Annotated in this window: 13 protein-coding genes; 12 read left to right on the top strand and 1 reads right to left on the bottom strand. The window is 35.9% G+C overall.

The annotated features are described in order from the left end of the window. Positions 1-9: 9 nt before the first annotated feature. On the bottom strand, positions 10-753 hold the full coding sequence (locus tag PQ462_RS17865) for a hypothetical protein (RefSeq protein WP_121360438.1): 744 nt from the start codon (positions 751-753) through the stop codon (positions 10-12). A 300-nt stretch (positions 754-1053) separates the two neighbouring features. Here PQ462_RS17865 and PQ462_RS17860 point away from each other — a divergent pair, with 300 nt between their 5' ends. The 12 genes from PQ462_RS17860 to PQ462_RS17805 all read left to right on the top strand — a co-directional run bounded on the left by PQ462_RS17860 (position 1054) and on the right by PQ462_RS17805 (position 12134). Further along, positions 1054-1443, top strand: a complete 390-nt coding sequence (locus tag PQ462_RS17860) for a hypothetical protein (RefSeq protein WP_274251027.1) — start codon at positions 1054-1056, stop codon at positions 1441-1443. Between the two features lie 191 nt (positions 1444-1634). Continuing rightward, positions 1635-1937 (top strand): urease subunit gamma, encoded by a 303-nt coding sequence (gene ureA / locus PQ462_RS17855; RefSeq protein WP_012026802.1) that lies wholly within the window; start codon positions 1635-1637, stop codon positions 1935-1937. An 18-nt stretch (positions 1938-1955) separates the two neighbouring features. Beyond that, positions 1956-2324, top strand: a complete 369-nt coding sequence (ureB, locus tag PQ462_RS17850) for an urease subunit beta (RefSeq protein ID WP_012026801.1) — start codon at positions 1956-1958, stop codon at positions 2322-2324. Between the two features lie 2 nt (positions 2325-2326). Further along, positions 2327-4048, top strand: a complete 1722-nt coding sequence (gene ureC / locus PQ462_RS17845) for an urease subunit alpha (protein WP_274251026.1) — start codon at positions 2327-2329, stop codon at positions 4046-4048. A gap of 149 nt (positions 4049-4197) precedes the next feature. Then, on the top strand, positions 4198-4695 hold the full coding sequence (gene ureE, locus PQ462_RS17840) for an urease accessory protein UreE (protein WP_274251025.1): 498 nt from the start codon (positions 4198-4200) through the stop codon (positions 4693-4695). A 29-nt stretch (positions 4696-4724) separates the two neighbouring features. Continuing rightward, positions 4725-5411, top strand: a complete 687-nt coding sequence (locus PQ462_RS17835) for an urease accessory protein UreF (protein WP_274251024.1) — start codon at positions 4725-4727, stop codon at positions 5409-5411. 70 nt (positions 5412-5481) lie between these two features. After that, on the top strand, positions 5482-6120 hold the full coding sequence (gene ureG, locus PQ462_RS17830; protein WP_012026797.1) for an urease accessory protein UreG: 639 nt from the start codon (positions 5482-5484) through the stop codon (positions 6118-6120). 33 nt (positions 6121-6153) lie between these two features. Next, positions 6154-6987: an urease accessory protein UreD gene (locus PQ462_RS17825; protein WP_274251023.1), complete on the top strand. Its 834-nt coding sequence runs from the start codon at positions 6154-6156 to the stop codon at positions 6985-6987. Beyond that, on the top strand, positions 6987-7688 hold the full coding sequence (locus PQ462_RS17820; protein ID WP_012026795.1) for a membrane protein: 702 nt from the start codon (positions 6987-6989) through the stop codon (positions 7686-7688). The genes PQ462_RS17825 and PQ462_RS17820 overlap by 1 nt, the downstream gene beginning before the upstream one ends. Before the next feature lie 12 nt (positions 7689-7700). After that, positions 7701-8561, top strand: a complete 861-nt coding sequence (locus PQ462_RS17815) for an urea transporter (RefSeq protein ID WP_274251022.1) — start codon at positions 7701-7703, stop codon at positions 8559-8561. Between the two features lie 34 nt (positions 8562-8595). After that, positions 8596-9858 (top strand): hypothetical protein, encoded by a 1263-nt coding sequence (locus PQ462_RS17810; RefSeq protein WP_274251021.1) that lies wholly within the window; start codon positions 8596-8598, stop codon positions 9856-9858. 53 nt (positions 9859-9911) lie between these two features. Further along, on the top strand, positions 9912-12134 hold the full coding sequence (locus tag PQ462_RS17805) for a TonB-dependent receptor (protein WP_274251020.1): 2223 nt from the start codon (positions 9912-9914) through the stop codon (positions 12132-12134). Positions 12135-12143 lie beyond the last annotated feature (9 nt).

Below are 12143 nucleotides of genomic sequence, written 5' to 3'. Positions count from 1 at the left end.
TTTATGCTTTTATTGCAGTGATGCTATTACGTTTTCTCTAACTCCGGTTTTTAAATCGATTACTTCAAATCTTTTGGTAGACGAAAATGATCCTACATCGCTGTCGCTGTTGATTAAAATAGCGCCAACCAAAATAATATATTTACAATTGTATCTTGTAGAAGCAATAAGTTCCTGAATTCGTTTGTCGATAGCTTCATAAATTACCTCTGTTGCTTCATACAAAGGAATTTCAGAATTTAAAATCTTATCTTTTTGATTATAAAGAATTTGTTCAATTATATTCATTTGATAATCAAGTTCAGTAATATTATTTGGCTGAATAGCATTGTGCGTCAGTTTGTTCAATGCTCCTTTTGCGGCTCCGCAGCAAAGGGAATTATTGTTTTGCCCAAAACGATTTATTTCTCCCACTATACCTTCTTTTGAAATACCAATATGAGGCCCGTAATAAATAAATACGGCGCCATCATCGGGTACATGACTGGCAAAAGCGGCCATACCTGTTAAACCGGTAAAAGGAAATCCATCTAATCCTCCCATTTTAAACGGACCTAAAAATTCCAGAGCCCTTGCAGGATATTGAATACTATTAACATCATCACTGCAAATGCTGTCTGCCAATATTATCTGCGATGGTTCTAAATCTAATTTGTCTTCAACATAATCAATTATCTTGTTTATGTAATCAATCGTAGTTAAGGCATTTGGATAATATTGGCGGATGATGTCGAGTTTCTCTCTTTTTTTCATGTATCGAAAATTTATACAAAATTTTTTATGATTGTCTGTTGATAATGAGTATTTTACGGGGGTAAAATTCTTAAAAATCAATAGTATTAAAATTTATTTTAGAAGTTTTAAGCGGGCAAAAGTAGGTTTTTTTTTACGACAAAATCATTTTTTTCGGACAATAAAAGAGGATTTTTTTTCAAACTAAAAAACACATCAAAATTACAGAAAAAGGATACAAAAGTCGTGATTTGTGAAAGCAAAACAGGTGAGCTCTTTCCTAATTTTGTTTCTGGTTTTTAAAAGGAACTATTTAAAAGAATGAAACGATTACTGTATATAACTTGTTTTTTATTATTGGTGTTTTTTGCAGCTGCAAAAAATGTTCAAAAAGTTCATATACACAACAATCAGCATTTAAGCGGCAGTAATATTTTGGGTAATGATCAGTCTGTATCTCAAAATGATTCAGCTGTTTTTGCTGATATTAACGATGATTCTTATTCTGAAGATATTGAAGATATTGATTTGGGCGATTATGGTTTTGATCATTTCGCCTTTCTAGATTCTAATGCAGTATTTAGTTTTATCTGCAGCCAGCAGTCTTATAAGCCAGCTTCGTATGCCAATGGTTCTCACCAAATAGTGCATGCAGCAACAATTCCACTTTACATTTTATTTCATTCCATGATTATTCCTTCGGCGAATTAAATCTGGTTTTACTATTACTTCTTTTTTTAGGAAATCATTTCAATTAGACAGATTATGATCTCATAATCATATTCTTCTGTTGTATTTCTTCCAAAATCGTATAGTCTGTTTTTTCTCAGCATTGACAATTTTAGTGCTGTTAATGGGACTCTATTTTTAAAAATTGTTAAACATTTTAAATTTTAAACACTATGCATCTTACACCAAGAGAGAGTGAAAAACTGCTATTGCATCTAGCCGGAGAGTTAGCGGCAAAAAGAAAGGCAAGAGGTCTTAAATTAAATTACCCAGAAACGATTGCTTATATCAGCAGTCATTTACTGGAGGCAGCAAGAGACGGAAAATCAGTAGCAGAACTGATGAATTATGGAGCTACCCTTCTGACCAGAGATGATGTTATGGAAGGTATTGCTGAGATGATACATGATGTTCAAATCGAGGCAACATTTCCTGACGGTACAAAATTAGTTACAGTTCACAGTCCTATTCGTTAAACTCAAAAAATTAATATTATGATTCCGGGAGAATATTTTATCAGTAAGGGAGACATTGAGTGTAATGTTGACCGAAAAACAACTAAAATAAAAGTAATCAACACAGGTGACCGTCCGATACAAGTAGGATCTCACTGCCATTTTTTTGAAATCAATCGTATGATGAGTTTCGATCGCAGTGAAGCTTTTGGAATGCGTCTGAACATTGCCGCCGGAACAGCAGTTCGTTTTGAACCCGGCGAAGAAAAAGAAGTAGAATTAGTTGCATTTAGTGGAGCACGACGTGCATTTGGTATCAACAATATCGTTAACGGAGATACTACACTCGAAATAAACAAACAACATAGTTTGGCAAAACTGAAAACTGAAAACTTTAAAAATAAATAATTATGAGCCTGAAAATAAATAAGCTGAAATATGCCAGCATGTATGGTCCTACAAAAGGAGATAAAATTAGACTGGCCGACACAGATATCATTGTTGAGATAGAAAAAGATTTTACCGTTTATGGGGATGAAAATAAATTTGGCGGGGGAAAAACCATCAGAGACGGTATGGCTCAGTCTAGTACTGCTACGCGCGATCAGGGAGTTTTAGATCTTGTAATTACCAATGCTACTATTATCGACCACTGGGGTATTGTAAAAGCAGATATTGGAATTAAAGATGGTAAAATAGCAGGAATTGGTAAAGCTGGTAATCCAGATACAATGGATGGTGTTGAACCTCACATGATTATAGGTGCGAGTACAGAAGCTCACGGCGGTGAAAATTTAATTGTTACGGCTGGTGGAATTGATACCCATATTCACTTTATCAGCCCTCAGCAAATCGAAACTGCTTTATATAGCGGTATAACCACAATGATTGGCGGTGGTACAGGACCTGCTGATGGTACAAATGCCACTACTATTACACCGGGTAAATGGTATATTGAAAAAATGCTGCAAGCTGCAGAAGCATTCCCTATGAATCTTGGATTTTTTGGAAAAGGAAACTGTTCAACCGAAGCGCCATTGGATGAGCAGATTGAGGCTGGTGCTTTAGGTTTAAAAATTCATGAGGATTGGGGTGCTTCGCCTGCAGTAATTGATGCTTCATTAAAAGTTGCTGATAAATATGATGTTCAGGTGGCAATTCATACTGATACTCTTAACGAAGCAGGTTTCCTTGAAGATACAATGAATGCAATTAACGGACGTGTGATTCATACTTTTCATACAGAAGGTGCTGGAGGTGGTCACGCTCCGGATATTATTAAAGCTGCAATGTATCCTAATGTATTGCCGGCTTCAACAAATCCAACTCGTCCTTATACTGTAAATACAATCGACGAACACTTAGATATGTTGATGGTATGCCATCACTTAAGCAAAAATATTCCTGAGGACGTTTCATTTGCAGATTCTCGTATTCGTCCGGAAACCATTGCAGCCGAAGATATCCTGCATGATATGGGAGTGTTTAGTATCATGAGTTCTGACTCACAAGCTATGGGACGTGTAGGAGAGGTGGTTACCCGTACTTGGCAGACTGCTGATAAAATGAGAAAACAACGCGGTGACCTTGCAGAAGATAAAGGAAACAAAAATGACAATTTCCGTGCAAAACGTTACGTGGCAAAATATACAATTAACCCTGCTATTGCACATGGTATTTCACAGTATGTAGGATCTATTGAGGTAGGAAAAATGGCAGACCTTGTATTATGGAAACCAATGCTGTTTGGTACAAAACCTGAAATTATTATTAAAGGAGGGATGATTATTGCAGCTCGTATGGGAGATCCAAATGCTTCTATACCTACACCACAGCCAGTTCTTTATCGTAATATGTTTGGAGCTTTTGGAAAAGCACTTTCTAAAACATGTGCCACTTTTGTTTCTCAGGCTTCTATTAAAAACAATATTGCAGAAGAGTATGGATTAGAAAAAATGATTTTACCAGTAACAGGCTGTAGAAACATTTCAAAAAAACATCTGATCCATAATGATAAAACACCTGAAATTACTGTGAATCCGGAAAATTATGAAGTACGTGTTGATGGTGAGAAAATCATTTGCGAACCGGCAACAGATCTTCCAATGGCACAGCGCTATTTCTTATTTTAAATATTAGAGTTTAAAATAGCGGTTCAGCCTAAAAAAGAAAGAAACGCTGCTGGTTAATCCGGCAGCAGTTTCTATCTAATTGAACCTTTAGAATGATATGAAAAAGAAACAAGGCATACTTGAAAAATGTATGATTTAAAATAGAAGATATGATTATAAATGAAATTGAAGGAAGCCTTAGGGAATTTGATATCACAAATCGTGTTGTAGATTATCTGGAAATAGAATGGTTTGAGTCTACTAAACGAATTCAGCGGAAAAAATCTAAAAACGGACAAGAAGTTGCCATTAAATTTTTGAAAGAAGGGCAGCGGTTAAAACATGGAGATGTAGTATATGCAGATGATCAAAAAATAATAGTAGTTGATATTATTCCCTGCGATGCAATTGTGGTAAAACCAAAATCATTGCTTGAAATGGGCAGCGTATGCTACGAGATTGGAAACAAGCATCTTCCAATGTTTATACAAAATGATGAGGTATTGCTTCCTTTTGAAGAGCCTATTTTTAAATGGCTTTCGGCGAGCGGTTATCATACAGAAAAAGTCTTTACAAGATTAACTAACATAGTAAACTCTACTGTGCAGCCACATGGACATTCAGAAAGTAGTTCGCTGTTTTTTAAAATTATGAATATCGCTAAGTAACAAGGGATTTATTTTTAATAAAATATATAATGAAAAATTTTATAGGCAGCTTATTACACTTAAGTGATCCAACATTGCCAATTGGAGGTTACACACACTCAAACGGACTGGAAACTTATGTACAGCAGGGATTAGTAAAAGATAGGGAATCTGCTATGTTATTTGTTAGCAATATGCTTACAAACAATTTATTATACAATGATGCGGCATTTGTAAAACTCGCTTATGAAGCGGCACAGTCTAAAAATACCAGCGCATTGTTTTTACTTGATGATGAGTGTGCAGCATTAAAAACTGCCCGTGAAATTAGGCAGGCAAGCCAAAAACTAGGAGTAAGACTTATCAAAATCTTTAAACGCCAAGTTGCAGATGAGATAATTAACGAATACGAAAAAGCAATTTTTGATAAAAAATCCGAAGGACATTATTGTATCGTTTTTGGAATTTATGCAAGCTTATTAAATATTCCGTTGTATGAAGCTCTTTTTGCATTCTTATACAATGCAGCTGTTGGAATGGTAACCAATGCCGTAAAGCTTGTTCCGCTGGGACAGCTGGATGGACAAGATATACTGCATGATATGCAGGAAGTAATTGAAACTGTAGCCGGAAAGACCATTGAGCTTGATCGAAATCATGTGGGCTTATGCAATATTGGTCTGGATGTAAGATGTATGCAGCATGAGCAATTGTATTCAAGATTATATATGTCTTAAAAAAAACAATAAAAATAAAGTAGCAACCAAGAGCTAAAAACTCAGTGTTACAATTAAAAAATTAGAAAAAATGAAAGAAAGAAATTATATCAAAATTGGAATAGCCGGACCAGTTGGTTCAGGAAAAACGGCTTTAATTGAACGTTTGTCTCGCAAATTGATGAACGAATACAGCATTGGAGTAATCACGAACGATATTTATACAAAAGAAGATGCTGAATTCCTTACTAAAAACAGTATGCTTCCTAAAGAACGTATCATTGGTGTAGAAACTGGAGGATGCCCGCACACTGCAATTCGTGAAGATGCCAGTATGAATCTGGAAGCAGTAGAAGAAATGGCTTCACGTTTTCCTGAAATTGAAATTATATTAATTGAAAGCGGCGGTGATAACCTGTCAGCTACTTTTAGTCCTGACCTGGCAGATATAAGCATATTTGTAATTGATGTTGCCGAAGGAGATAAAATTCCACGTAAAGGAGGACCTGGAATTACAAGATCAGATTTACTTGTAATTAATAAAATTGACCTTGCTCCTTATGTAAATGCAGATCTTGGAGTTATGGAACGTGATGCCAGAAAAATGCGAAACGGACAGCCTTTTGTTTTTACAAATCTTATGAGTCTTCAAGGACTTGATGTTGTTATAGGCTGGATTAAAAAATATGCCTTACTGGAAAATATAGAAGAACCGCAGCTGGTTCGATAATTCTATTTAGTGTACAACATTCAACTATTTTAAATGATCAATAAACTAAATATTGTTAGTGGATTTAAAGAAGGACGTTCTTATCTAAAAGATGCCTTCTTTACCCGTCCTTTTCGCATAGCAGATATAAAAGAAGACAAAACAGATCCTTCTCTTTATCTAATGCTGATGAGCTCTTCTCCCGGAATACTCGATAATGATCATTACGATATAAACATTCAAATCGAATCTGAAAGCCGTTTAATGCTAGAGTCTCAATCGTATCAAAGATTGTTTAATATGCAGAACGGTGCTGTACAGCAAATGAATGTTTCATTAGCAGACAAAAGTACTTTCAGTTATGTGCAGCATCCCATCGTACCTCACGAGCAGTCTATTTTTAAAGCACACAATGTCTTTAATCTAACTGGCAATTGCAGTCTGACTGTGGGAGAGATCATTACTTGCGGCCGAAAACATTCTGGAGAAGTATTTCTTTTTTCAAAATTCCAAAATCTAACCGAAGTATTTCATAATGGAAAATTGGTAGTAAAAGACAATGTGCTTTTGCAGCCACTTTTGGCAGATGTTCAAACTTTAGGACAGATGGAAGGTTTTACACATCAGGCAACTCTTATGTATATCAATGCTGGAATTGAGGATGTTGAGTCGTGTATTGAATTGGCTTATGCCGAACTGCAGTCTGAAGAAAATATTGCTTTTGGAGTTTCCAAGCCTTTTGCAAATGGCATGATAGTACGTGTTTTGGGCAATGGCGGAGAACAGCTTTATAATGCATTCCGTAAAATACAGCGTAAGCTTTGGATCGCAGAAGAGAAAATGAATATTAAAAGTCAGGTGACTGATCTTGCTGAAAATTATATCTAATGGATACTACATTAACTACGCTGGTATTATCAGCTATTACAATAAGCTGTCTGCACACAGCATCAGGGCCGGATCATTATCTGCCATTTATTGTATTATCAAGATCCAGAAAATGGTCCATAACAAAAACGGTCTGGCTAACTATTGTCTGCGGTCTTGGGCACATATTAAGTTCTGTTGTACTGGGACTTATTGGGGTTGTGGTAGGCTGGCAGTTATCAAAACTGTCTATGTTTCAGGATGTGAGGGGAAATGTTTCAGGCTGGTGTTTACTGCTGTTTGGTCTTGTTTATTTTATCTGGGGGTTAAGAAGCGCTTATCTAAACAAACCCCACAAACATTTTGAGGTATATAATGATGAGGATATATATGTTTATGAACATAGACATGGAGAAGTAGTTGCCCCTCAAAGCCGAATCAAAATTACACCCTGGATTTTGTTTGTTATTTTCGTTATGGGACCCAGTGAACCTCTTGTACCGTTATTATTTTATTCGGGTGTGCGCCGATCTTCAATAGAAGTAATCATTTTAATTGTTGTTTTTGCAGTCTTTACAGTTCTTACCATGCTTATTATGGTGCTGATAGGCTGTTATGGTTACTCTTTTTTCAAAACAGACAAACTAGAGCGTTATGTGCATGCAATTGGCGGCGGAGTCGTGACAATATGCGGTATTGGAATGGTATTTCTAGGATGGTAAAATTTTAAAATTATGAAATCAAAAATTAGTCTTTATAGTAAAACAATTTTGACCAGTATAGGTCAAATCATGCTGCAGGAAAATCCGTGGACAGGATTACTTTTTCTAGCCGGTATATTTTACGGATCTGTAGCAATGGGAATTGCGGCAATTTTATCTGCAGTAACAGCATTAATTACAGCTTTGCTATTAAAATTTGATAAAAATGAGATAGAGCAGGGGCTTTATGGTTTTAGTGCCACACTTGTAGGAGTTGCGTTAATCTTCTTTTTTAAACCAGAACCTGTAATATGGATTGCTATTATTGCAGGATCTTCATTAGCGGCTATTTTACAGCATATTTTTATAAAAAGAAAAATACCGGTATTTACATTGCCATTCATAATTATTACCTGGATTGGATTGTATATTTTTCACAATGTATTTATTATTGGGGGGCCTGCGTCAGGATCAGAACTTTTAAATGATCAAAACGAACTGGCTACAGTGGCCCACGGCTTTGGAGAAGTAATTTTTCAGGGCAGTATTCTTGCCGGAGTTATCTTTATTTTGGCAGTATTTATCAATAATCCTGTAGCGGCTTTATATGCTATAGCATCAGGAGTATTGAGTGCTTACATATCGCTTCAGTTTTCAGAACCGCAAACCGATATACACATGGGATTGTTTAGTTTCAATGCGGTGCTTTGTGCTATAACTTTCTCAGGAACCCGCGTTAGAGACGGAATTTATGTACTGTTTTCAATTTTGGTTTCAACCTTATTCGATATTTATATGGTAAAAATGGGATGGCCTCCTCTTACTTTTCCTTTTGTGGCCTCCAGCTGGATTACCCTTTTGCTTAAAAAAAGTGTTCCTGCAAAATATAGATAATTGAAAAATCTTCAAATTAAATAATCAAATTAAAATGAAAAAATATGCCTTATTAAGCACATTGTTTTTTGCAGTGTGCTATTCAGCCTGCGCTCAGGTTTCGTTTGAATCTAAAGCAGCGGCAGGAGATAAACCACTTTATGAAATGGAATTTTCACCTCGTTTAAAATTAAACGGTTATGTCAATTTAGGAGGAAATGATGCCAGCGCCTCTCAATCATTAAACTTAAATTCAGCAGATCCGTACAATTCGCTGAAAGACAAAAATGCTGACGCCAATATGTACCAAACACAGCTGGCTTGGAAAACTACTTATAACGGTTTTGAAAAAGGACCATTAGAAACTTATATTGAAGGGCAATGGTGGGGAGGACCAGGATCTGGAGGAAACCTGCAATTGAGAGTAGCCTATGTAGATTATAACCATTGGCACGTTGGTCAGGATTGGAGTTTCTTTGGCGGCGGAGTTCCTACATGGTACAATACATTAGATTGGGAAGGGCCTAATTCAGGAACTTGGGCAAGACACCTTCAGGTTAAATACTACAATAATTTTGGAAAAGATAAATTATGGAGATTTGAAGGAGGAATGGAAACATCGGCACAATACCTAAAAGTAGCCGGCGGTAATGTTCCCGGGCAATTTTCTGTAGATCCAATTGCAGCATTTACTAAATATACACAGGATGGAAGTTTTATTCGTCTGGCATTAATGGGACGAAGTATTCGTTACACCAAAGAAAATGCAGAAAATGCACTTCAAATGGGATGGGGTATTAATGCTAACTTAAAAAACAAAATCAGTGATAAAAGCTATTTTATGGCTCAGGGACTTGTAGGTTCTGGTATTGCAGGATCGTATACCTTATCCGGAGCATTATTTAGTAATAGCGGAGCTGCAGTTATGTATGATGGTATTTACGATCAAAATGGCAGTTTTAAAACAGTTCCAGTCTATGGAGGTTCTGCGGGAATTGAATATTTCTTTGGAACAAAAAAGAATCTGCATTCTAATCTAGTACTTGGATATACTAATATGGCATATCACGCATCACCTCTTTCATTAGTTCAGAATAAAGTAATTAATGATAATGCAGCTGGTGATTTTTTAAACAAGAATAACGAATCTACAACACATACTGCTTTGACTTACGGCTCGATAAACTTAATGTATGATATTACAAAAATATTTACAATGGGTATTGAGTATGATGGCGGAGCTAAACAAATCAACAATTCAATTTCTCAAAGTTCTATGGTTAATCGTATTGCAGCGGGTATAAAGGTTGGTTTTTAAAAGTAAAACAAACGCAGTTGTTTATCAAAATGAAAAATGGTAAAAGAGATTGCATGAAGAAGAATTTCATTTTTATATTTCTATTTTTAATTACATCATTGTCGCTTTTTGCGCAAAAAATGGTCAGCGGAATTGTTACTGATGAAGATGGATTACCTGTTAATGCAATAATTAGCAGCAAAGACAATTCCAGTCAGACGAATACAATGAAAAACGGCAGTTTTACGATAAGTTTAAAAAAACTGCCGGATACGCTGACAATTACCTCTACGGGATTTAAACCACAGTTTTACGCTGTGACAGACGAGAAATATTTAAACATAGTTTTAATATCACATATAGGTACACTGGATGAAGTTGTTATAAAATCGAAAAAAGTAGATAAACAACTTATAAAAATAGACTTAGAAAAAACTCCCGTAAATACAGCCCAGGATCTGCTTCGTAAAGTGCCGGGTCTGTTTATTGCACAGCATGCCGGAGGAGGAAAAGCCGAACAGATATTTCTGCGTGGGTTTGATAATGACCATGGAACAGATATTGCGATTAGTGCTGATGATATGCCTGTAAATATGCCTTCTCATGCACATGGACAGGGATATTCTGACTTACACTTTTTAATTCCGGAGACTATTCAAAACATCGATTTTGGAAAAGGATCCTACTATGCAGATAAAGGCGATTTTAATACCTCAGGTTATGTAAACTTTCACACTTACGACTCTATAAGTCAGAGTTACGTGAAAGCCGAAGCAGGAAATTTTAATACCATGAGAATAATGGGAATGGCGGATTTGCTTAAAGGTAATTCTTTACAGCAGAACGCTTTTATTGCCGGAGAATACAATTATACAGATGGACCATTTGATGTAAAACAAGATTTTAAAAGATTTAATTTATTTGGAAAATACAATCAAAAAATTGGTTCACAAGGACAATTGAGACTAGAAGCTTCCTGCTTTAATTCCAGCTGGAATGCTTCTGGTCAAATTCCTGAAAGAGCTGTTGCAGAAGGTCTCGTGGGCAGATTTGGTTCTATCGATCCTACAGAAGGAGGAAATACGCACAGAACAAATCTTTTAGCTTCATACACGTACAAAGCCAGCGAAAATCAGACATTTAAAACTACTTTTTATTACATTAATTATTTATTCAATTTATATTCAAATTTCACTTTTTACCTCGTACATCCAGATGCAGGAGACGAAATAAATCAATATGATAACAGAGTGGTATACGGAATGAATACTGTTTATACCAATTATTTTACATTTGATCGTTTTCATCTCAACCTAAATGCAGGATTTGGAGGCAGATTTGATGATATAAAAGACTTAGAACTAAGTTATGTAACAGCAAGATATACACTTAATGAACGTCTTGCCTGGGGAGCTGCAAAAGAAGCCAATGCTAATTCTTTTATTTCTGCAGATTTGAGTACTGGAAAATGGAGATTAAACGCAGGTTTACGTGCTGATTGGTTTTATTTTAATTATTACGATAAACTACAGCCGGATTACGCCGCTTCTTCCTATAACAAAGCTCGAATCAGCCCTAAACTTAGTCTATTTTATAATGCGTCAGATCAGCTTACATTGTATGTTAAATCTGGTTTAGGATTTCACTCAAATGATGTACGCGATGTAGTATTGCAGCAAGGAACCAATATACTTCCTTATTCATTTGGAGTAGATGTTGGATGTATTTTAAAACCAGCCAAAGGTTTAGTTTTACAGCCCATTTTATGGAATAGTTATTTAAATCATGAATTTGTCTGGAATGGCGATAGTTACGGAACCAGCGATGCAGGAGCAACCAGAAGATATGGAGTAGATATTTCTACGCGTTATCAAATTCTTCCTTTTCTTTATCTCGATAATGATATTAATTGGGCTGTGCCTCGTTTTGTAGGCGCGCCTAGAGGAGATAATTATGTAGAACTCGCACCTACATTAACCAGTACAGGCGGACTTGGTTTTCAGTTTCAAAACGGGCTTTATGCTAATTTACGTTATCGCTACATGCACGATCGTCCTGCTGTACAAGATGCCAGCATTGTCGCACAAGGATATTTTGTTAATGATTTAATCTCAGGATATCAGGCAAAAAAATGGGGAATAAATCTACAAATACAAAACCTGTTTAATGCAAAATGGAACGAAGCAATGTTTGCTCAGGAGACAAGATTAAAAGGAGAATCGGCTAGTGTAGAAGAATTGACATTTACGCCAGGAACGCCATTTATGATTAAAATAGGGCTCACTTACAAGATTTAAATCTTTAAA

Source organism: Flavobacterium sp. KACC 22758, assembly GCF_028736135.1.
In the GTDB taxonomy this organism is placed as follows: Bacteria; Bacteroidota; Bacteroidia; order Flavobacteriales; family Flavobacteriaceae; genus Flavobacterium; species Flavobacterium johnsoniae.
This window is presented reverse-complemented; position numbering and strand designations above follow the sequence as displayed.